Origin of the sequence: uncultured Sphingomonas sp., assembly GCF_937859915.1 — a bacterium.
Taxonomy (GTDB): Bacteria; Pseudomonadota; Alphaproteobacteria; order Sphingomonadales; family Sphingomonadaceae; genus Solisphingomonas.
In genome coordinates this window covers 13,969-36,885 of record NZ_CALMAW010000051.1, presented here as the reverse complement: position 1 = coordinate 36,885, position 22,917 = coordinate 13,969, and the positions used below count along the sequence as shown (strand labels likewise).

The window sequence follows — 22,917 nt, the reverse complement described above, 5'->3', positions numbered from 1 at the left end:
TGCATCCTCTTTCTGGCCGACATCACCATGGGTCGGTCCACTATGTTAGCGGTAACGCCATCCCTCGCGCGGGCGCAAGCCTATTGTCGCGGGCGGTGCGTCGGCCGCCGCCGGGGCGCCGCATCGGACTGTCGGCGGATCATCGTGAAGTCGAGGAGGACGGCGCGGTAGCGCGGCGCCTCCCCGTTCCGCCGCCGCCGGACCTCGTCGAGCAGCATGTCGATCGCGGTGCGCGACATGTCGGTGATGGGCTGGTGGATGGTGGTGAGCTCGGGCCAGATCGTGGTGGCGAGCGCGGTGTCGTCGAAGCCGCAGACGGTGAGGTCACCCGGCACGTCGAGCCCGCGGCGATGCGCGACCGCGACCGTCGCCGCCGCCATGTCGTCGTTGCTCGCGAAGATCGCCGACGGCGGATCGTCGAGATCGAGCAGCCGTTCGGCCCCGTCGAGCCCCGAGCGATAGGTGAACAGCCCCGGCACGATCAGCGCGTCGTCCGCAGGCAGGCCGGATGCGACCAGGGCGTCGCGATAGCCGTCGAGCCGTCGCGCGCTCGCGGTCTGGTTGGCATTGCCGCCGATGAAGCCAATGCGCTCGTGGCCGAGCGACGCGATGTGCCGGGTCATGTCGAAGGCGGCACGATGGTCGTCGATGCTGACCGCCGAGACGCCCTCGGCAGGCCGCCCGGTCGCGACCGCGACCGCAGGCGTGCCGCTGTCGGCGAGCGCCGCCAGCACGGCCTGATTGTCGCACAGCGGCGGCGGGAGGATCAGCCCGTCAATACCGCTGGCGATCAGCCGGCGCGCGATATCCGCCTCATGATCGTCGGGCTCGCATTTCTCGACGACGAGTTGCACCGATCCGCGACTGGCCTGGTCGAGGCCGCCGACGAGGAATTCGCTGAGATAGGCGGCGGAGGGATTGCTGTAGAGCAGGCCGATGCGGATCTGGTTGGCGCCGGCAAGCGATTGCGCGGCGGGATTGGGGGCGTAGTTCAATTCCGCGATTGCGACATCAACCGCGTCGCGGGTCGCGGGCCGGACCTTGTCCTCGCCGTTTATCACGCGCGAGACGGTCATCACCGAGACGCCGGCGCGGGCCGCTACGTCGCTGATGGTCGGCACTTTTCCGGCGCCACCGCGGCGTCGCGAACTAGTCCTGTCCATCCCGTTCTCCGTCCCGTTATCCGCCCCCTTATCGCACCGCACCGCCGAAGTGCCAGCACGAATGGCCGGCAAGAGACCGAAAGCGGGATGATCGGCCGCAACCGATCACCCCCCGGCGGGACGCTTGGATAGTCCCGCGGATACCGACGAGGAATAGACGGCTGCAGGCCATGTCGGCGCGTCTAATGACCGGGCGCGAAGGGGAAGGTCAGCGCCTCGTAATAGTCGAGCGGGTGATCCGGCTGTACGGCACCGGAGGGAAGCGGCTGGCGCGAAATGGAGCCGAAATAGGCGATGCTGGCGTCGCGCCACCATTTGGCTTCATTGTGCTGGATGTCGAGGAAGGTGCGGGCTTCGGCGAAGCGGTCCGCGTCGACATAGGGTGCCATCGCAGCCCATGTCCGCTGCATGTCGCCCACCGCGGCGACCCCCCGATCATAATGATGGACGAGCGTGTTCCAGACCGTGTCGCCGCTCGCCAGGCGCGCGGGCCACGGCATATGGTGGAACCACAAAAGATAGCGCTCGGGGGTCTTGGCGGGATCGGCGAACATCGCGGCGACGGGCGGCAGATATTGCGCCACCGCGTTGCTGCCCCGCGCGGTCCGGTCGAACCCGATGCCGTCGGCATTGGCCTGGGCATAATAGGTCGGATTCCATTCGGGCCGCGCCAAGGTGCCGACCCACGGCGCCGGCCCATAATGATGCCCCGTCCCCATCTGGTGCGCGAGCCCGAGCGGCGTCATGTAATCGACCGCCGCCTCGCGCGAGGCCATCATCATGTCGGTCACCGGTCGCACGAAGCGGGGATCGGGGGTGAAGGTCATCGCGGCCCATTCGTCGGCGATCGTCCGCGCCGAACTCTGCGGATCCCAGGCAAAGCGCCCGAAGGCGTACCAATTGGCCTGGTTGAAGGTCGCGCCGGTCCAGTTGCGGTCGCTACCGATATTGGCGATCCCCGCCATGCCGGTCAGGCGCTGATGGTCGAGCGTCCCCTCGACCACCTTCGCGACGGTCGACCCGCGACCCTGTTCATAGGTGTCGGACGCCAGCGTCTCCTCGAACAGCGGCCCGAGATAGACGAGGTGGGTGGCGAAGCCGAGATATTCCTTGGTGATCTGGAATTCCATCATCAGCGGCGTCTTGGGCATGCGGCCGAACAGCGGATGGAAGGGCTCGCGGGGCTGGAAGTCGATCGCGCCATTCTTGACCTGGACGATGACGTTCGCGGCGAACTGGCCGTCGAGCGGCTTGAAATCGTCATAGGCCTGCCGCGCGCGGTCTTCGGCCTGTCCCTTTTCGTAGACGAAGGCGCGGTACATGATGATCCCGCCATGCGGGCGCACGGCGGCGGCGAGCATGTTCGCGCCGTCGGCATGGGTACGGTTGTAATCCTGCGGACCGGGCTGGCCCTCCGAATTGGCCTTGACGAGAAAGCCGCCGAAATCGGGGATGGCGCGGTAGATCTCGTTGGCCTTTGCGGCCCACCAGGCACGGACCTGCGGATCGAGCGGGTCGGCGGTCTTGAGACCGCCAATCTCCATCGGCGCGGTGAAGCGCGCGGACAGATAGACCTTGATGCAATAGGGCCGGAACACGTCGGCCAGCGCCGCGGCCTTGGCGATATAGGGCGCAGTCAGGCTCTCGGGCTTGGCGTTGACGTTGTTGAGGACGGCGCCGTTGATCCCGATCGAGGCGTTGGCGCGCGCATAGTCGGTATAGCGTGGCCCCTTCCAGTCGGGCAGCGTCCACCAGTCCCAGATCGACTGGCCGGCATAGCCCCGCTCGACCGTGCGATCGAGATTGTCCCAATGGTCGAGGACACGCAGCTGGAGCTTGGGCGCGCTGCGTATGTCGAGCGACGCCATCGGCAAGCCCTGCTCGACCGTCTCGAGCAGGCGGAAGGCGCCGTAGAGCAGCCCGATGTCGCTGTTCGCCGCCACCAGCGTCACCCGCCGCGACCCTATGGTCATGGCCTTGATCAGGAAGCCGTCCTGCCCGAGATCGGCCAGGTCGATCGTGCCGAGCCCCAGCGTCGCCGCCCGGGCGGGTGTGGCGAGCACGATCGCGCCATCGCCGACCGTTGCCGTGATCGTGGGCGCCGCACCGTCCATCGCGCCAAAGCCGCGCCGCAACTCCGCCGTCGCAGCCTGCAGCGTGGGCGAGTCACCCGCGACGACGAGCGTGGTGGCGCGCGCCGCCGTGTCCGTCCGCAGCGCTGGTGCCAACGGCTGGTAGCGGAGCCAGAGGTCATAGCCGTCTTCGGCCTGTGCGACCGTCGCGCCCGTGCCGAGGAGCGCCGCGACGGATAGGAAGAATATGCGTGCCCGCGTGATCATGACGTCCACTCCTTGGCGGCGCGGCTCTTCGGCCGTTCCGCGCATTGGTCTGCCGGGGCATTGACAAACCCCAGGACGGCCTATCATGGTAGCGCTATCAAGAAAAGCGCGCCGCAAACGGCGCTGGCCGGTGACTGCCGGACGCGGGAGAGGTCGTTGGAAAGCTTCCCATATTGGTGCCGGCCCCATGCTGGCCGGCCGGCATCGGCGGTCGGCGGCTGACGATGACGGCAGGGTCGACACGCCTGGCTGCGCGCGCCGATCTCGACGCGGCGTCCCGCGGCACGATCCGCTGGCGGATCTGCGCGCTGATCTTCGCGGCGGTGGTGCTGAGCTATGTCGATCGGCTGGTGCTGTCGGTGCTCAAGCCGACCCTGCAGGCGCGCTACGGCTGGACCGAGCAGGGCTATGGCGACATCGTCTTCTGGTTCCAGGCGGCATACGGTCTCGCCTTCCTCGGCTTCGGGCGGTTGATCGACCGGATCGGCGCCAAGGCCGGCTATCTGCTCGCCATGTCGATCTGGACCGTCGCGCACATGGCGCATGCGCTGGTCACCTCGACGCTCGGTTTCACGCTGGTCCGCATCCCGCTGGCGCTCGGCGAGGCGGGCACCTATCCCGCCGCGCTCGCCGCCATCGCCGACTGGTTTCCCAAACGCGAGCGTGCGCTGGCCATCGGGATCTTCAACGCGGGCGCCAATGTCGGCGCGATCGTCACACCGCTCGCCGTGCCCGCGCTCACCTTGGCGCTTGGCTGGCAATCGGCCTTCCTGATCACCGGCCTGTTCAACATCGTCTGGCTGGTCGCCTGGGGCGTCTGGTATCGCCGGCCCCGCGCGCACCCGACGATCACGCGCGCAGAGCTCGCCTATATCGAGTCCGATCCGCCGATCGTGCAGGCGCCGGTCCCCTATCTCGCGCTGCTCAAGATGCGCCAGACATGGGCCTATGTCCTCGGCCGTTTCCTGATCGATCCGGTGTGGTGGATGTTCCTGTTCTGGCTGCCGGACTTCTTCTCCAAGCGCTACGGCGTCCACCTCGCCGATTTCGGGCCGCCGCTGGTCGCGATCTACGTCATCGCCGATGTCGGCTCGATCCTCGGCGGCCTGTTCTCGTCGCGGCTGCTGGCTGCAGGCTGGAGCACCAACCGCGCGCGCAAGACCGCGATGCTCGCCTGCGCGCTGGTCGTCGTCCCGGTCGCCTTCGCCACCTACGTGCCGATGCTGTGGATGGCGGTCGCGCTGATCGGGCTCGCCTGCGCGGGGCATCAGGGCTTCTCGTCCAACCTGTTCGCGATGCCCGCCGACCTCTTCCCGCGCTGGGCGCTGGGTTCGGTCGTCGGGCTGGGCGGCTTCGCCGGCGCGCTCGGCGGCATGCTGATGGCGAAGGCGGCGGGCTGGATCCTGCAGAGCATCGGCAGCTATGCACCGATCTTCGCTTTTTGCGGCGTCGCCTATCTGCTGGCGCTCGCCATCTTCCATCTCCTCAATCCGCGCTACCGTCCGGTCAGCGCCGGGCAACTCCACGAGGCCGAGGCATGACCACGCCACTGACACTGCACCCCGACCGCCTCTTTCCCGCCGATCCCGCCACGCGCGCGATCGCGCAGCGGCTCTATGCGGGCGTCGCGACGCTGCCGATCATCAGCCCGCACGGCCACACCGATCCGGCCTGGTTCGCGGGCAATGCGCCCTTCGCCAACCCCGCCGAACTGCTGATCATCCCCGACCATTATCTGCTTCGCATGCTGAGCAGCCAGGGCATATCGCTCGACGCGCTGGGTGTGCCGACGGTCGACGGCTCGCCGACCGAGCAGGATCCGCGCGCGATCTGGCGGCTGTTCGCGCAGAACTACCATCTGTTCCGCGGCACGCCGACGCGGCTGTGGCTCGACTGGGTGTTCGCCGACGTGTTCGGCCTCGACGTCCGGCTCGAGGCGGCGACCGCGGACCAGTATTACGACGCCATCGACGCCGCGCTCAAGACCGAAGCCTTCCGCCCGCGCGCGCTGTTCGAGCGCTTCGGGATCGAGCTGATCGCGACCACCGAAAGCCCGCTCGATCCGCTCGACCATCACCGCGCGATCCGCGAAAGCGGGTGGGGCGGACGCGTGATCACCGCCTATCGCCCCGATCCCGTGATGGATCCGGAGACGCCCGGCTTCCTTGCCAATCTGGAGCGCTTCGGCGCGGTTTCGGGCGAGGACGTGTCGGCCTTCGCGGGCTATCTCGCGGCGCACCGCGCGCGACGCCGCCATTTCCGCGCGGCGGGCGCGACCTCGACCGACCATGGGCATCCGACCGCCTTCACCATCGACCTGCCGCCGGCCGAGATCGAGGCGCTTTACGCGAAGGTCCGCCAGGGGCCGGTGACCGCCGACGAGGCGGAGCGGTTCCGCGGGCACATGCTCGTCGAGATGGCGCGCATGTCGATCGACGACGGCATGGTGATGCAGTTGCATCCCGGCGTCTATCGCAGCCACAACCCCGCGCTGCTCGCGCGCTTCGGGCGCGACAAGGGCGCCGACATCCCGGTGCCGGGCGAATTCGTTCGTGCGCTCAAGCCGCTGCTCGACGGCTATGGCCAGGACCCGCGCCTGACGCTGATCCTGTTCACGCTCGACGAGGACGTCTATTCGCGCGAACTCGCGCCGCTCGCCGGCCATTATGCCGCGCTGCGGCTTGGCCCGCCCTGGTGGTTCCACGACAGCCCCGAGGGCATGCGTCGCTTCCGCGAGCGCACCACCGAAACCGCAGGCTTCTACAACAGCGTCGGCTTCAACGACGACACCCGCGCCTTCCTCTCGATCCCGGCGCGGCACGACGTCGCGCGGCGGATGGACTGCACCTTCCTCGCCGGCCTCGTCGCCGAACATCGGCTCGACGAGGACGAGGCGCACGCGGTCGCCCGGGCACTGGCCTATGACCTGGCGAAGCAGGCTTACAAGTTGTGACGCCGCGCGAGGCATTCGCCCAAGCGCGCGGGCGTTCCGTGCGCGTCCATGAGGAGGCGGTGGCATGACGATCGATCGACGCGATCTGCTGGCGCTTGCCGGCGCAACGGCGCTTCTGCCGGCGCTGCCCGCTTTTGCGGCAGCCCCGGCGGCGTCGCTCGACCAGCTCGCGCGCCGCAGCGGCCGACGGTTCGGGACGTGCCTCGGCGGCGGCAATTTCGCCGACCCCGCCTATCGCGCGCTGGTCGCGGCGCAATGCGGGCTGATCACCCCCGAGAACGAACTCAAATGGCAGGCGCTGCGGCCCGACGCCGATCATTTCGATTTTCGCGCCGCCGACCGGATCGTCGCCTGGGCGGATGCCGCGGCCATCCAGGTGCGCGGCCACACCATGCTGTGGCACCGCGAGGAACGCTTCCCCAAATGGGTCGCGGCGCACGATTTCGGGACCGACCCGCGGGCGGAGGCCGGACGCCTGCTGGTCGAGCATGTCCGCACCGTCGTGACGCGCTACGCCCCAAAGATCCGCAGCTTCGACGTCGTCAACGAGACCGTGGTCTCGGAGACCGGCGCGCTGCGCGAAACCACCTTGTCGCGCGCCTACGGCGGGACCGAGCCGCTGGTCGATCTTGCCTTCCACACCGCGCGCGCCGCCGCCCCGCACGCCCAGCTGGTGTATAACGACTATATGAGCTGGGAGCCCGGCTTCGAGGCGCATCGCGCGGGCGTGCTGCGCTTGCTGCAGGGGTTCCGCGCGCGCGGCGTGCCCGTCGATGCGCTGGGCGTCCAGAGCCATATCGGCGGCGGCCCGGAACAGGGTGCGGCGCCGTTCGGTGGCCGCCAGGAGAAGGCCTGGCGCGCCTTCCTCGATGCGGTCGTCGGCATGGGCTATCGGCTGCTGGTCACCGAATTCGACGTCGACGACCGCGCGCTTCCGCCGCCGCCCGCCGCGCGCGACCAGGCGGTGGCCGACTATGGCCGCGCCTATGCCGAACTGATGCTCGGCTATCCGCAGCTCGATTGCGTCGTCGCCTGGGGTCTGTCCGACCGCTATAGCTGGCTGCAGCAATTCCGCCCGCGGACCGCCGGCCTCGCCAAGCGCCCGACCCCCTATGACGACGCCTTCGCGCCCAAGCCGCTGCGTACCGCGCTCGCCGAGACCTTCGCCAACGCCGGTGCGCGCGCGTGAGATACGGTCTCGCCCTGATCGCCGGTGCGCTGCTCGCGCCCGCCCTGCGGGCCGAGCCTCTCGCGGTGTCGGCGACGCCGGCACCGGGGGCGATGGCGCTGATCGCGGCTGGCCGGATCGCCACCGTGCAGACCGATCCGCGCGACGATCCCACCGTGCAGCGCGCCGCCGCCGACCTTCAGCACGACCTCGGCCGGGTCGCGGGATCGACCACCGGCGACACGCAGATGGCGGTGGTCGTCGGGGTCGTCGGGCATAATGCGCTGATCGATCGCCTGATCGCGCAGCATCGGCTGCAGCCGGTGCCCGACCGATGGGAAGGCTTTTTGCAGCAGGTCGTCGACCGGCCCGCGCCGGGGATATCGCGCGCGCTGATCGTCGCCGGCCATGATCGCCGCGGCGCGATCTACGGCGCCTACGACCTGTCGGCGCGGATCGGCGTGTCGCCTTGGTCGTGGTGGGCCGACGTGCCCGTGCATCATGCCGACGCGCTGTTCGCGGCCTCGGGCGCGCGCGCCGACTATCCCCGCGTCCGCTATCGCGGCCTCTTCCTCAACGACGAGGACCCTGCGCTGAAAGGGTGGGTCGACGCGACCTATGGCGGCTTCAATCATGCTTTCTACGGCCGGCTGTTCGAGCTGGTGCTGCGCCTCAAGGGCAATCTCGTCTGGCCCGCGATGTGGGGCAAGGCCTTCTACGACGACGACGCCACCAATAAGGACGCCGCCGAACGCTATGGCGTGATCATCGGCACCTCGCATCACGAGCCGATGATGCGCGCGCATGTCGAATGGGCGCGCTACGGCAAAGGCGCGTGGGATTATGCGACCAACGCGCCGGTGCTCCGCGACTTCTGGCGGACCGGGCTCGCGCGCGCCGCGGGCAGCGACCATCTCGTCACGATCGGCATGCGCGGCGACGGCGACGAGCCGATGAGCAAGGGCACCGCGATCCCGCTGCTCGAGACGATCGTCCGCGACCAGCGCGCGATCATCGCCGACGTCACCGGCAAGCCCGCCGACGAGACGCCGCAGGTCTGGGCGCTCTACAAGGAGGTGCAGGACTATTACGACCAGGGCATGCGCGTCCCCGACGACGTCACCCTGCTCTTCTCCGACGACAATTGGGGAAACCTGCGCCGCCTGCCCAAGCCCGGCGACACGCGGCGCGGTGGCTACGGCATCTATTATCATTTCGACTATGTCGGTGGCCCGCGTAACTATAAATGGATCAACAGCAGCCAGATCGCGCGCACCTGGGACCAGATGAGCCTAGCGCGCAGCGCGGGCGCCGATCGGCTGTGGATCGCCAATGTCGGCGATCTCAAGCCGCTCGAGCTGCCGACCAGCTTCTTCCTCGATTACGCCTGGGATCCCGAGGCGTGGCCGCTGGCCCGGCTGCCCGACTATCAGCGGCAATGGGCCGCGCAGCAGTTCGGCGCGGCGCAGGCCGACGCGATCGCCGACATCCTCGATCGCACCACGCGCTTCGCGGCGCGGCGCAAGTTCGAGCTGCTCTCGCCCGACAGCTGGAGCCTGACGCGGGACCATGAAGCCGAGCGCGTGCTCGCCGACTATGACGCGCTCGAGACGGACGCGCGGCGCGTGGGCGCGGCGCTGCCGGCCGACGCGCAGGACGCCTATTACGAGCTCGTGCTCCACGACGTCGAGGCAGCGGAGAACCTCAACCGCCTCTACGTCACCGTCGCGCGTAACCGGTTGCACGCCGCGCAGGGCCGCGCCGACACCAATGCGCTCGCCGACGCGGCCGAGCGTTATTTCGCCGAGGACAAGGTGATCGCGCGCCGCTACGAGACGCGCGCCAGCGGCAAGTGGCCGCACATGATGGCGCAGACGCACATCGGCTATACCGGCTGGCAGGAGCCGCCGGTCGATGTGATGCCCGCGGTGCGGCGTATCGCGGTGCCGACGGCGGCGGCACTGGGCGTCCAGGTCCCCGACCAGACGATCGACGCAGCGATGCCCGGCGCGGCGCCCGTCCCGATCACGATCGAGCGCTTCGGTGCGCAGGATCATGCCATCGACCTGTTCGATCGCGGCACGACGCCGGCGCGGTTTGCGGCACGGTCGGATGCGGCCTGGCTGTCGCTCGACCCGCAGAGCGGTTCGGTCGGCGCGGATACGACGGCGATCCGACTGACAGTCGACTGGTCGCGCGCGCCGGTGGGTACCGCGCAGGCCAAGATTCTGATCACCGGACCGAACGGCGTACGGACGACCGTGCCGGTGGTGGCCGTCAACCATCCGGATCCCGCGCCGCACGCCGGCTTCGTCGAGGCGGACGGTCATGTCGCGATCGACGCCGCCCATTTCGACCGCGCGATCCCGGCGGGCGGCGCGGCGTGGCGCGTCGTCCCCGGCATGGGCCGCTATGGCGCGGCGGTCGAACCCTTCCCGCAGACCGCCGCCGCGCAGGCGCCCGGCAAGGGCCCGTCGCTCGACTATCCGGTGTTCCTGCAACAGTCGGGCGCGCTCACGCTCAACCTGATCGTCTCGCCCTCGCTCGACACGGTGGGCAATCGCGGGCTGCGCTACGCGGTCGCGATCGACGACGCCGCGCCGCAGGTCGCCGACGTGCTGGCGGGCGACAGCCAGGCGGCCTGGGGCAAGGCGGTGATCGCCGCGGCGCGCGTGTCCACGACGACGCACACTGTCGCGACCGCCGGGCATCATGTCGTGCATCTGTGGATGATCGATCCCGGCCTCTCGGCGCAGCGCCTGATGATCACCCACACCCCGATCTCGGCCGAAGCGCTCGGCCCCGAAGAGAGTTTCCGGATTCCATGAGGAGCGATCGCGTGTCCAAAACCATCAAGCCCTTCGCCGCGCTCCTGCTCGCGTCGGCGACGATCGCCGCGGCGCCGCCCGCGCCGCATTGGGTCGCGACCTGGACGTCGGCGCAGCAGATCCCCGAGCCGCAAAATGCCGCCGCCTCGGACGATCTGCACGACGCGACGCTGCGCCAGATCGTCCACGTCTCGGCCGGTGGGCGCCAGCTGCGGGTGCGCTTCTCCAACGCCTTCGGCACCGCGCCGCTCGCCATCGATGGCGCGCACGTCGCGCTCGCACGAGCCCCGTCGGGCGCCGCGCTGATCGGCGGATCGGATCGCGCGCTGCTGTTCGGGGGCGCGGCCGGCGTCGTCATCCCGGTCGGCGCGGACTATTGGTCCGATCCCGTCGATCTCGACGTCCGCGCCGGGGCCGACCTCGCGATCAGCCTCCATCTGCCGGACGCGCCCGCGCGGCAGACCGGGCATCCCGGTTCTCGCTCGACCAGCTACATCCTGGCCGGCGCGCATGGCGGCGATGGCGACCTGCCCGGCGCCAAGACGATCGACCATTGGTATCAGCTCGCGAGCGTCGAGATCGCGGCGCCGAGCCGGGCGGGCGCGGTCGTCGCCTTCGGCGATTCGATCACCGACGGCCATGGTGCCAGCACCAACGGCAATGATCGCTGGCCCGACGATCTCGCCGCGCGGTTGCAGGCCGACCCGCGGACGGCATCGGTCTCGGTGCTCAATGCCGGGATCGGCGGCAACCGGCTGCTGCAGGACGGGCTCGGGCCCAATGCGCTAGCCCGCTTCGATCGCGACGTGCTCACACCGGCGGGTGTGCGCACCGTGCTGGTGCTCGAGGGCATCAACGACCTCGGCACCTTGACCCGCGAGCATCCGGTCGGCGCTGCAGACCATGCCGCGCTCGTCGCCGCGATGATCGGCGCCTATCGGCAGATGATCGCACGCGCCCATGCACATGGCGTGCGGATCGTCGGCTGCACGGTCATGCCCGATGGCGGCTCGGGCTATTATCACCCCGATGCCGCCAACGAGGCGGACCGACAGGCGGTCAATGACTGGATCCGCCGCCCGGGCCATTTCGACGCGGTCGTCGACTTCGACGCGGTCGTTCGCGATCCGGCCGATGCGCGACGCCTGCGCGCCGCGTTCGACAGCGGCGACCATCTCCATCCCTCGCCGGCCGGCTATCGGGCGATGGCGGACGCCATCCCCGTCGCGCTATTCGCCGATCAGACCGACGCGGGGCAGACGCATCGCCGATAGGATCTCATCTTCAGGCTTCCCACATTTGGCCCTAGCGGTCTCGAAAGGACGAACATGCGCATCCCCCTCCCCCCGGCCGGCACGGCGATCGCCACGCTGTCTCTGCTCTGCCTGGCAGCAGCGCCCGCCCCGCAGGCCAATCCCAAGGCGCCCAATGGCCGCCACTATCTGTCGCAGCCGCTGGTCACCTCGATCTACACCGCGGACCCGTCGGCGCATGTCTTCGGCGGCCGGATCTACGTCTATCCCTCGCACGACGTGCCGACCGCGACGCCCGACGACGATCTCGGCAGCGAATATGCGATGCACGACTATCGCATCCTCTCAATGGACCGCGTCGGCGGCCCGGTCTCGATCAGCCCGCCCGCGCTCGACGTGAAGGACGTCGCCTGGGCGTCGAAGCAGATGTGGGCGCCCGATGCGGCCTATATCGGCGGCCATTATCTGCTCTATTTCCCGGCGCGCGACCGCGACGGCGTGTTCCGCATCGGCGTCGCGACCGGAACCTCGCCGACCGGCCCGTTCAAGGCCGATCCCGAGCCGATGCACGGCAGCTTCAGCATCGACCCCGCGGTCTTCGCCGACAGCGACGGCAGCCACTATATGTATTATGGCGGGATCTGGGGCGGCCAGCTCGAGAATTGGGCGGACGGACGCTACACGCCGGGCTCGGTCACCGACCTGCACCAGGATGACAAGCCCGCGCTGTCTCCCAAGGTCGTGCGGCTCAGCGCCGATGGCCACCAGATGGCGGAGAAGCCGCGCGACGTCGTGATCCTCGACGAACAGGGCAAGCCGCTGCTCGGCGGCGACCATGACCGCCGCTTCTTCGAGGCATCATGGATGTTCAAGCGCGACGGCGTCTATTATTTCACCTATTCGACCGGCGACACGCATTTCCTCGCCTATGCGACGGGGACAACTCCCTATGAGCCGTTCCACTATCGCGGCCATTTCCTGCTGCCGGTGCAGGGCTGGACAACGCACCATTCGATCGTCGAGATCAAGGATCGCTGGTATCTCTTCTACGCCGACACGCAGCTGTCGAACCGCAACAGCCTGCGCAGCGTCAAGATGACGCCGCTGCAATTCGGCCCCGACGGATCGATCAAGACGATCGACCCGTTCACCGACTAGTCGGCGCAGTGTGGCGGCTCAGGCCGCCACCATCACGCGGTGGGTGCGCGGCAGCAGCCAGGTCAGCAGCGGCCCGGTCATCAGCGTTGTCGCCACTGCCATCACCACCAGCATCGTGAACATCGCGGGCGGGATCACGCCCAGCGAGCGCCCGGCATCGAGCACGATCAGCTCCATCAGCGCGCGCGTGTTCATCAGCGCGGCGAGCGTCATCGCCGGGCGCGGCGGCTCGCCAAGCGCCCGCGCGGCGAGGAAGACGGGCACGATCTTGCCGAGCACCGCGGCGGCGAGCACCAGCAGCATCCAGCCCCAGTCGGACCCCGTCAGCCCGAGCAGATTGGTGTGCAGCCCGGTGTAAGTGAAGAAGATCGGCAGGAAGAGCACCAGCACCAGCCGCCCGACCTGCGCGTCCCACGCCGCGACCACCGCGCGGTGGTGGTGGAACAGCAGCCCCGCGGCGAACCCGCCGAAGATCGCGAAGATGCCGAGCGCCCAGGTGCACAGCGCCAGCGCGAAGGCGAGGCACAGCATCGTCGCCAGCAGGTCGGGCGACAATTGCCCGTCGGTCAACGGGATGCGCGCGACCAGCCGGTCGACCAGCGGCCGCAGCACGAAGCGCAGCACGAGCATGAAGAGGACGAGCATCGCCAGCCGCAGCGCGAGGCCGCCGCCGGTCAGCGTCGCCGCCGCATAAGCCGAGACCGCGGCGAGCATCAGCCAGCCGACGACGTCGTTGATCGCCGCCGCCGAAATCGCGACGACGCCGAGGTCGGTCTGCGCCAGCCCGCGCTCGATCAGGATGCGGCCGAGGATCGGCACCGCGGTGATCGACAGCGCGACGCCGCAGAACAGCGCATAGGCGGTCGCATCGATGCCGGGCGCGAGCCGCGGCGCGCTCAGCACGCCGATGCCCAGCCCCAGCGCGAACGGCACCGCGAGCGAGACGACCGCGGTCGCCAGCGTCAGCCGCTTGAGCCGCGCGGCGCCGAGCCGGCCGAATTCGAACCCGCAGCCGATCTGGAACATCAGCAGGATCAGCCCGATCTGGCTGAGGATCTTGATCGCCGGCGCCGCACCGACGGTGAACAGCGACGCCGACAGGCCGGGCAGGACATGCCCGAGCAGCGACGGGCCGAGCAGCAGCCCGGCGACGATCTCGCCGACCGCGCCGGGCTGACCCATCCGCCGGAACAGCGTGTTGAGCACGCGCGCCGCGACGATCATCACGATCAGCTGAAGCAGCACCTGCGACAGGAGCAGCTCGGTCTGATGGACCGGCACGGCGGCGTTCGGCATTCTCTTACATCCCCTCGGGCGCCTTCAGCGACACCGTGCCGCTCAGTGCATGATCCGTCGCGTCGTGACCGACGGCGAGCTTGAGCGGTGCCGTCGGGACGTTCCAGCGCTTGGCCGTACCGTCCCAGGTCGCCGCAGTGCGCGGATCGAGCGTGACCGATACCTGCTGCGACTGGCCCGGTGCAAGCGCCAGGCGCGACCATCCGGCCAGCCGATAGGTCTTGACGCCCGCGCCGTCCGCCGCCTCGACATAGACCTGCGGGACGTCGATGCCCGCGCGGTGCCCGCTGTTGGTGACGGTGAAGCGCGCCTCATTGCCCTGCACGGTCAGCCCCGCATAGCGGAAGCCGGTGTAGCTGAGGCCGTGGCCGAAGGGGAAGAGCGGCGTCGCGCCGGTCTTCTGGTACCAGCGGTAGCCGACATTGGCGCCCTCGGGATAATGGACCTGGAACATTGGCAGCGGTGCGGTGGGATTGCCCGCGGCGTCGCGCTTGTGGAGCAGGTCGAGCCCGATCGCGGTCGGTCGCGGCACCTGAGCTTCCGCCGCGGGAAAGGTGATCGGCAGGCGGCCCGAGGGGTTGACCGTACCGGTCAGCACCGCCGCGATCGCCTCGCCGCCGCGCTGACCGGGATACCAGGCCTCGATCACCGCGGGCACCTTCGACAGCCACGGCATCAGCACCGGCCCGCCGGTCTCGAGCACCACCGCGGTCTTCGGGTTGGCGGCGGCGACCTTGGCGATCAGCGCGTCTTGGCCGGCGGGCAGCGCCAGCGTCTCGGCATCCTGCGCCTCGCTCTGCCACTGCCAGGCGAACACGATCGCGAGATCGGCGCCGGCCGCGGCCTTGGCGGCGGCAACCGGATCGCTGCCGTCGACATAGCTGATCGCGGCACCAGGCGCCGCCGCCTGCAGCGCCTTGAGCGGCGACGAAGCATGATAGGTGATCCGCGCGAAGCTTGCGGCCTCGCCCTGGGTCAGCGGAATCTCGACGGGCACGCCGCCGACCGATCGCACCTGCGACGAGCCGCCGCCCGACAGCACGCCGACGTCGGCATGCGCACCGATCAGCACGATGCGCTTGGCGGTCTTGGCGATCGGCAGCAGACCATGCTCATTCTTGAGCAGCACGATCGCGGCCTCCGCATCGCGCTGCGCGACCTCGGCATGCGCGGCATAGTCGATCGGCTGGACGGTGGCGGGCAGCGGATGATCCATCAGCCCGGTCTCGATCATGCCGGTGAGGATGCGCGTCACCATGTCGTCGATCCGCGCCTGCGGCACGCGACCGGCCTTGACCGCTTCGGCCAGCGCCGGCCCGAAATAGGGCTTGGCGTCGAGCTGCTGGCCCGATTCCTGGTCGAGCCCGGCGAGCGCCGCCTTCTCGGTCGAATGGACCGCGCCCCAATCGGACATCACCCAGCCCGGATAGGCCCATTCGCCCTTGAGGATGTCGGTGAGGATAGGCTTGTTCTCGCAAGAATAGTCGCCATTGACGCGCATATAGGCGCACATCACCGAGCCGGGATGGCCGCGGTCGATCGCGATCCTGAACGCGAGCAGGTCGCTTTCGTGCATCGCGGCATCGTCGAGCCGCGCGTCGAGCACCATGCGGCCCGTTTCCTGCGCGTTGAGCGCATAATGTTTGATCGTCGAGACGATGTGGTTGCTCTGCACGCCGGCGATCGACGCCCCCGCCATCGTGCCGGCGAGCAGCGGGTCCTCGCCCATATATTCGAAGTCGCGCCCGCCCCACGGATCGCGCGTCAGGTTGACGCCGCCGGCGAGCAACACGTTGAAGCGCTTGGCGCGCGCCTCGGCACCGATCATCGCGCCGCCGGCCTCGGCAAGCGCCGGATCGAACGTCGCGGCAGTGGCGAGCGCGGAGGGCAGCGCGGTCGCGGTGTCGCCCTTGCGCTCCTCGATCTGGTTGGCGACGCCGAGGCTGGCGTCGCTCTCGTACAGCGTCGGGATGCCGAGCCGCGGAATGCCCGCGATCGCGCCTGCGGACGGTACGAAGCCCGCGGGCAGATCGGGCGTCGCCGGCGTCTGGGTCGGATACCAATAGCCGTGGACGAGCTGGAGCTTCTCGGCGGGCGTCATCTTGGCGACCAGCGCGGCGGCGCGCTCGGCCGGCATCTGCGCGGCGAGAGGGGTCGCCAGCGCGGCACCGGCGAGCAGCAGGGGAAGCAGACGGAGAGCGCGCATGGACGGGCCTTTCGAGAGAAAATCAGGTCTGGTGGAGATGCTGGACGAGGCTGCGATGGTCGGGCAGCGCCTTGACTGCCTGCGCCTGCGCCTGGCGGACCTTGCCGAACGCCGCATAGGCCGCGTCGAGCGCGGGCGGCGCGACGATCGGTGCCGGCGTGTCGAAGCCATGGCCGTAGAGGATGTACTGCCAATTGGGCGGCAGGAAGCTCTCATGATCGACGACGAAGTCGAAGCGCGAGGGCAGTCGCCTCTGCCACTGCGCGAGCTTGTCGGCGAGGCCGTCGGGCCAGGTCGCGGGATCGGTGTTGTCGCGCCAATAGGCGGTGTCGCGCCGGTGGCTGATCGCATAGTGCAGCTTGAGAAATTCGACGATCGCCGCGAAGCGCGCCGGCATCAGCCTGTTGTACGAGCGCGCCGCCGCCGCGAGCGACGCCTTGTCGGTGTTGACCGCGAACTCGGCGATCATCCGCGCGGCGACCTCGATCAGCATGATGCCGGTCGATTCGAGCGGCTCGAAGAAGCCCGCCGCCAGCCCGACCGCGACGGTATTGCCGACCCACTGCGTCTCGCGGTAGCCGGTGCGGAACTTGAGCAGCCGGGGCGTCCCCGCCTCGCCGACCCCGGCATAGCCGCGCAGCACGCGCTCGGCTTCGTCGTCGCTCATGTGGCGGCTCGAATAGACGCAGCCGGTGCCGCGGCGCTCGGAGAGGCCGATGTCCCAGATCCAGCCGCCGCCATGCGCGGTCGCATGCGTATAGCTGCTGATCGGCGCGTCGGGACGATCATAGGGGATTTGCAGCGCCAACGCGCGGTCGTTGAACAGGATGTCGTCGACGGGTTTGAACCGCGAGCCGAGCGTCTCGCCGATCAGCCGGCCCGAAAAACCGGTGCAGTCGACGAACAGGTCGCCCGCGATCGCGTCCCCACCATTTTCGGGGACGACCGCGGCGATGTGGCCGTCCTCGGCCTGCACCACCTTGCCGATCGTCGCGACGATCCGCTCGACGCCGTTCGCGACCGCGACGTCGCGCAGGAAGCCGGCGAGCTTGGGCGCGTCGAAATGATAGGCATAGTTGAACGGCGCCTCGAAATCGCGGTCGCCGGGGCGCTTGGGGGCGAGGCCTGCGCGCATCACCCGCTCCTGCGCGGTCACCGCGTCAGCATAGGCCGGGCGGTTGGCGCCGCCGGTCGCGAGCCAGGCGGGCAGCAGCCCGGGCGTGTCGCCGCCATAGGGCAGGTCGAACACATGCATATAATCGTCGTGATCATGACCGGGGGTCGGCCGCCCGGCCCAGCCGGTGAAGCGCACCCCCTGCTTGAAGGTCGCATCCGCCGCCTTGCAGAACGCGGCTTCGCTCACCCCTAGCGTCGAGAGCGTGGTGCGCAGCGTCGGGAAACTGCCCTCGCCGACCCCGATGATCGCGATGTCGGGGGATTCGACGACGGTGATCCGGGTGCCCGACCCGGGTTTGCCCAGCGTCCGCGACAGATAGGCGGCGGTGAGCCAACCCGCGGTGCCGCCGCCGACAATGACGATGCGCGTATCGTTCATGGGTCAACCGATCCGAAAGAGAAGCCATCGTCGGGACCCGCCCGACGATGGCCCAGTATTCGGCCGAGGGGGCAGCCGAAAGCGCTATCGGTCCCTAGGCGCCTCAGAAGTTGAGGCGGACGCGGCCACCGAAGGTCCGCGGCGGGGCGTAGTTGGACAGGAAGATCGGGTTCTGCGGCGCACCGTAGGAGCCCGAGCTCAGGCGGATCTTGTGGTCGGTGACGTTCTGGCCGAACAATTCGATCAGATAGCGACCGCCCGCCGGGGTGTAGGTCAGCCCGAGATCGACCTTGGCATAGGCCTTCTGGCGATCGAAAGCGGTGCCGTAGGCGCCCTTGCCCGTCGGATCGGCGTAGCGCGAGGCGACGTCGCCGTTGAAGTAGGTCAGCCAGCTCTTGGTCTCATAATGTACCGTCGCCCGCGGGCTGAGCGTCGCGCCATTGGCGAGTTCGACGTCGTGGATGTAAGTCACCGTGCCCGAGAAGCGCGGCGCGTGCGGCAGCTCGTTGCCCTGCAGATTCTCGATGTTGGCCGGATCGCTGGCGTTGTAGAGACGGCCGTCGACCGTCAGCAGCGTCTTGAGCCGGGTCTTCTGCACGTCCGCCGACACGTTGAGGTGATCGTGACGGGTCAGGTTGGCGGTGAGTTCCGCCTCGATGCCCTTCGCGGTCGCGCCCTTGGCGTTGGTGGTGATGATCTGGCTGCCGGTGATCAGCAGCGGATTGCTCGGATCGGCGTGGAAGGTCACCGCCTGGTTGACCTGATAGCCCTTGAAATCGCTGTAATAGGCGGCGAGGTTCAGGGTCGCGCGGCCACCGAAGAAGCGTTGCTTGAGGCCGACTTCATAGTTGGTCAGCGTCTCGGGATTGGCGGTCAGGCCACCATCCTCGATATTGCCCGACTTGAAGCCCGTCGAGACGCTGCCATAGCCGAAGGTGGTGTCGGTGATGTCGGCGTCGACGCGGCCGAGCCAGGTGACCTTGCTCCAATTGCCGTGCGCGTCATTGTTCGAGATGTTGAAGCCGAGCTCGTTGGCGAGCACCTGCGCGGTGGCATGCGGATCGATGCCGAACAGGCCGCCGCAGGTGCCGTTGGCGGCGGTGTCGGAGGCGGCGCAGGTCGGGTTGAAGGCGGTCACGTTGCGCCCGCCGACGTCGCGCTTGTCGTCGTCGGTGTAGCGGATGCCGCCGGTCACGCGGATATTGTTGGTCGCGTGCCACACCGCCTGGCCGAAGCCGGCCTTGGACTCGATCTCGCGGTCGGCCTGGATGAACGCGCCGGCATAGTTGAACGTGCCGTTGCGATAGCCGTTGCGCTCGTCGATGTCGAAGCGGATCTGGTTCTTCTCGTGGCTGTAGTAGCCGCCGACGATCCAGTCGATCGGGTGCGTGCCGATCGACTTGATCTGCACTTCGTGGCTGAAGAAGTCGTAGCGCGAATTGACCGTGCGGTTCTCTTCGAAAGCCGCGTTCGGCAGGGTCTGCACGCTGCCCGCGAGCGGCGGCTCGGTGCCGGCATCGGCGTCGGCCTGGGTGCTGCCGCCGACGCGCTGCCAGCCCGCCAGATAGGCGACCTGGACGCTGTCGCTCAGATCATAGGACATGTTCGAGTGGATCGAGACCGAATAGCGGTCCTGCTCCGGCGCGGTGTCGATCAGCGCGGACCAGAAGTCCTGCCCGGCGCGGGGGGTCTGCATCAGGCCGAGGATCGGGGTGCCGGTGTCCTTGAAATATTCGCCGTTGAGATCCCAGCGGAAGCGCTCGGACGGGCGCCATTCGGCGCTGATCCGGCCCGACTTCTGGTCCTTGGCATAATATTTCTTGCCGCTGGTGACATAGGTCGAGCGATCGACGCCGGCGGTGACCGGCGGCTGCTGGAAGCCGATATAGCCGTCGTTGCGATCGGTGATGAACGCCGCGCGCACCGCGAGCGTGTCGGTCACCGGCAGGTTGATCATGCCCTGCGTGCCGAAGCGGTTGTACGACCCGCCCAGGACCTCGGCATAGCCCTTGATGCCGTCGAAGCTGGGCTTGGCGGAGATGAAGCTGATCGCGCCGACGGTCGCGTTGCGGCCGAACAGCGTACCCTGCGGGCCGCGCAGCACTTCGATCCGCTCAAGATCATAAGCGAGCACAGAGGCGCCCTGCGCACGCGGTGAATAGATGCCGTCGACGTAGATCGCGACCTCGGGGTCGGCAACCTCGGTATAGGCGCTGTCGTTGCCGATGCCGCGCAAGGTCAGCAGGATCGCCGACTGGTCGCCCTGCTGGTTGAACGCGAGGCTGGGGACGAACTGCGCGAGGCTGGTGACGTCCTTGACCTGATAGGCGTCGAGCTGCTTCTGGCTGAACGCGGAGATCGCGATCGGGGTCTTCTCGAGCGTGGTCTCGCGCTTGGTGGCGGTGACGACGATCTCGGCGACCTGGCCGGACTGGTCGGCGGGCTGCGCGACGGGCGTGGGGCCGGCGTCGCCGCCTGCAGGCACGGTCGCCGCGGCGGGGTTGGACTGCGCGAACGCGGCCGACGGAAATGCGAGAACGGCCGCAAGCGCAGTGCTCGCGGCAAGAATATGCCGGGTCATGGATCCCTCCCAAAATCGCCCTCTTCAACGGGCTTGCAGGCTCTCAAGCGGTTTGCGACATCGATGTCAAAATATTTCTGACATCGATGTCTATCGGGACACATCCGGTTGCATGGTGTGACATTCGGGCTACGGTCGCGGCCATGCTACGCCCCGCCGCCGACATCGAGACCGATCGTGCGGCGCGGCTGTTCGCGTTGATGCTGGGCGTGTTCCTTGGCGGCGGTCTGCTGGCGTCGAGCGAGACGCTGCTGGTGCCGCGGCTCAAGCTTCTGCTCGGGCTCGACTATACGCAGGCACTGCTTGTCCAGCTGCTCTACTATGCGGGATATCTTCTGTTCGCCTGGCCGGCCTCGATCCTGACCGCGCGCGCCGGGCTGATGCGCGCGGTCGCCGGCGCGCTGGGTGTGATGGCGCTGGGCTGTCTTGCGGTCGCTGGGGCGCAGCTGCGGCAGTCGTTCGGCGCGCTGCTGATCGCCTTGCTGCTGCTGTCCTCGGGGGTGACGGTGCTGCAGGTCGCGTGCAACGGCGCGATGGCGACGCTCGGCACGCGCGACCGGGCGGCGGCGCGCTTCACGCTGCTGCAGGGGTTCAACGCGCTCGGCACCGTGATCGGCCCGCTTGTCGGCGCCTGGTTCCTGCTCGGCCACGGCGCGACCTTCGTGGCACGGATCCCCTTTCTCGCCTTCGCGCTGGTCTTCGCGCTGCTGGCGCTGGGCTTCGCCGCCAACCGGAACCTGCTGGCGCGCACCGACGCCGCGGCGATGCCGACGCTGGCGCGGCTCGCCGCGTTGCTGCGCGCGCCGCGCATGATCCGCGGCGTGCTCGCGATCTTCGCCTATGTCGGCGCCGAGGTGACGATCGGCGCGCTTGCGGTCAATTACCTGATGCTGCCGGACCGGCTCGGCGTCGACGCGGTCACCGCCGGACGGCTGGTCAGCCTCTACTGGACCAGCGCGATGGTCGGTCGCTTCGCCGGCGCCTGGGCGCTGCGCCGCTGTCGCGCCGCGACGCTGCTGGCGTGGGCGAGCGTCGGCGCGATCGTCTGCCTTGCCGGTGCCATCTTCCTATCCGGGATCGCCGGCAGTATGGCGCTGCTTACCGTGGGCCTCGCCAATTCGATCATGTTTCCGACGATTTACAGCCTGGCGATGCCGGCAGAGGCCGACGACGTGCCGGCCGCCGCGATGCTGCTGTGCATGGCGGTCGTCGGCGGCGCAATCGTGCCGCTCGCCACCGGGGTGGCGGCGGACCGGATCGGCCTTGCCGCGGCCTTGACCCTGCCCGCGCTCTGCTACGGCGTGATCCTCTATTTCGCGCGCGTGGAGGCGCCGTGACCGTCACCATCAAGGACGTCGCCGCGCACGCCGGCGTCTCGACCAAGACCGTGTCGCGCGTGATGAACGGCGAACAGCATGTCCGGACCCACGTTCGCGAGGCGGTGATGCGCGTCGTCGGCGAGCTCGGCTACCGGCCCAACGCCTATGCGCGCAGCCTATCGAGCGCGCGCTCCTATCTGATCGCGCTGTTCTTCGACGATCCCGCCTCGGGCTATGCCACCGCGATGCAGCGCGGCGCGCTGATGCGGTGCCGCGAGCGCCATTATCACCTGCTCGTCCAGCCGCTCGACCTGGCGAGCGCGACGTGGGTCGACGAGCTGACCGAGACCGCCCAGTCACTGCGGCTCGACGGCGCGATCCTGGCGCCGCCGCTGAGCCAGAATGGAGCACTGCTCGCCAAACTCACCGCGCTACAAATTCCCTTCGTATGCATTTCGCCGGCCGACACCGGCCGTGCAGCGTTCGGCTCGGTCGAGATCGACGAGGAGCGCGCGGCGTACGACATGACCGCCCGGCTGATCGCGCTCGGCCATCGCGACATCGGCTTCATCGAGGGCGATCGCGCGCATGCCAGCTCGGCCAAGCGCCGCGCGGGGTTCGTCGCGGCGATGGCGGCGGCCGGGCTCGCGGTCGACGAGCGCCATATGCTGCGCGGCGACTTTTCGTTCCGCTCGGGGCTCGAGGCCGGCGAGGCGCTGCTGGCGATGCGTCCGCGTCCGAGCGCGATCTTCGCCAGCAACGACGACATGGCGTTGGGCGTCTCGGTCGCGGCGCTCAAGCATCATGTGGCGGTGCCGGCCGACCTCGCCATCGCTGGCTTCGACGACGCGGCGACCGCGCGGCTGGCCTGGCCGCCGATCACGACGATCCGCCAGCCCGTCTCGGAGATGGGGGCGGCGGCGGTGGATATCCTGATCGACCCGGGCTACCGCGCCAACATGGCCGCCGCCGAATATCGCCGCCGCCTCGGCTATGATCTGGTGGCGCGCGACAGCACCGGCGAGGGCGCGGAAACCGCCTGATCGATGCGCACCGCGGACGAGCGACGCGCGCTATCGTCCTTGCATTCGCGATCCG

General features: G+C 68.9%; 14 protein-coding genes. 8 read left to right on the top strand and 6 right to left on the bottom strand.

Annotated elements, in window-relative coordinates; genetic code table 11:
- Positions 1 to 80: 80 nt before the first annotated feature.
- Both Q0326_RS06980 and Q0326_RS06975 read right to left on the bottom strand, forming a co-directional pair.
- Positions 81 to 1,163: a LacI family DNA-binding transcriptional regulator gene (locus tag Q0326_RS06980; protein WP_298688547.1), complete on the bottom strand. Its 1,083-nt coding sequence runs from the start codon at positions 1,161 to 1,163 to the stop codon at positions 81 to 83.
- Between the two features lie 182 nt (positions 1,164 to 1,345).
- A complete protein-coding gene (locus Q0326_RS06975) occupies positions 1,346 to 3,502 on the bottom strand; it encodes an alpha-glucuronidase family glycosyl hydrolase (protein ID WP_298688545.1) in 2,157 nt (718 codons plus the stop codon).
- Positions 3,503 to 3,726: 224 nt separating this feature from the next.
- Between Q0326_RS06975 and Q0326_RS06970 the strand changes: the two genes are divergently transcribed.
- The 6 genes from Q0326_RS06970 to Q0326_RS06945 all read left to right on the top strand — a co-directional run bounded on the left by Q0326_RS06970 (position 3,727) and on the right by Q0326_RS06945 (position 12,862).
- Positions 3,727 to 5,043, top strand: coding sequence for an MFS transporter (locus tag Q0326_RS06970; RefSeq protein ID WP_298688543.1), 1,317 nt, complete (start codon positions 3,727 to 3,729; stop codon positions 5,041 to 5,043).
- Positions 5,040 to 6,455 (top strand): glucuronate isomerase, encoded by a 1,416-nt coding sequence (gene uxaC, locus Q0326_RS06965; protein WP_298688541.1) that lies wholly within the window; start codon positions 5,040 to 5,042, stop codon positions 6,453 to 6,455. Before Q0326_RS06970 ends, uxaC begins: the two co-directional genes overlap by 4 nt.
- A gap of 64 nt (positions 6,456 to 6,519) precedes the next feature.
- Positions 6,520 to 7,644: an endo-1,4-beta-xylanase gene (locus Q0326_RS06960; RefSeq protein WP_298688540.1), complete on the top strand. Its 1,125-nt coding sequence runs from the start codon at positions 6,520 to 6,522 to the stop codon at positions 7,642 to 7,644.
- Positions 7,641 to 10,451: a glycosyl hydrolase 115 family protein gene (locus tag Q0326_RS06955; protein WP_298688537.1), complete on the top strand. Its 2,811-nt coding sequence runs from the start codon at positions 7,641 to 7,643 to the stop codon at positions 10,449 to 10,451. Before Q0326_RS06960 ends, Q0326_RS06955 begins: the two co-directional genes overlap by 4 nt.
- An 11-nt stretch (positions 10,452 to 10,462) precedes the next feature.
- Positions 10,463 to 11,725: an SGNH/GDSL hydrolase family protein gene (locus tag Q0326_RS06950; RefSeq protein ID WP_298688535.1), complete on the top strand. Its 1,263-nt coding sequence runs from the start codon at positions 10,463 to 10,465 to the stop codon at positions 11,723 to 11,725.
- Positions 11,726 to 11,779: 54 nt separating this feature from the next.
- Positions 11,780 to 12,862 (top strand): glycoside hydrolase family 43 protein, encoded by a 1,083-nt coding sequence (locus Q0326_RS06945; protein WP_298688533.1) that lies wholly within the window; start codon positions 11,780 to 11,782, stop codon positions 12,860 to 12,862.
- An 18-nt stretch (positions 12,863 to 12,880) separates the two neighbouring features.
- On the opposite strand, the gene Q0326_RS06940 is transcribed toward Q0326_RS06945, so the two are convergent.
- From Q0326_RS06940 to Q0326_RS06925, 4 genes are all read right to left on the bottom strand, one after another.
- A complete protein-coding gene (locus Q0326_RS06940) occupies positions 12,881 to 14,158 on the bottom strand; it encodes a cation:proton antiporter (protein ID WP_298688531.1) in 1,278 nt (425 codons plus the stop codon).
- A 4-nt stretch (positions 14,159 to 14,162) separates the two neighbouring features.
- The gene (locus Q0326_RS06935) at positions 14,163 to 16,364 is read right to left on the bottom strand and encodes a beta-glucosidase (protein WP_298688530.1); all 2,202 of its coding nucleotides are present in this window, start codon (positions 16,362 to 16,364) and stop codon (positions 14,163 to 14,165) included.
- Positions 16,365 to 16,386: 22 nt separating this feature from the next.
- Positions 16,387 to 17,919 (bottom strand): tryptophan halogenase family protein, encoded by a 1,533-nt coding sequence (locus Q0326_RS06930; RefSeq protein ID WP_298688528.1) that lies wholly within the window; start codon positions 17,917 to 17,919, stop codon positions 16,387 to 16,389.
- A 103-nt stretch (positions 17,920 to 18,022) separates the two neighbouring features.
- Positions 18,023 to 20,500, bottom strand: coding sequence for a TonB-dependent receptor (locus Q0326_RS06925; RefSeq protein WP_298688526.1), 2,478 nt, complete (start codon positions 20,498 to 20,500; stop codon positions 18,023 to 18,025).
- 143 nt (positions 20,501 to 20,643) lie between these two features.
- On the opposite strand from Q0326_RS06925, the gene Q0326_RS06920 reads away from it, so the two are divergent.
- Complete coding sequence (locus Q0326_RS06920; RefSeq protein ID WP_298688524.1) at positions 20,644 to 21,837, top strand: MFS transporter; 1,194 nt, start codon at positions 20,644 to 20,646, stop codon at positions 21,835 to 21,837.
- Positions 21,834 to 22,862 carry a LacI family DNA-binding transcriptional regulator gene (locus Q0326_RS06915; protein ID WP_298688522.1) on the top strand — a complete coding sequence of 343 codons (1,029 nt, stop codon included), beginning with the start codon at positions 21,834 to 21,836 and terminating at the stop codon, positions 22,860 to 22,862. The genes Q0326_RS06920 and Q0326_RS06915 overlap by 4 nt, the downstream gene beginning before the upstream one ends.
- Positions 22,863 to 22,917 lie beyond the last annotated feature (55 nt).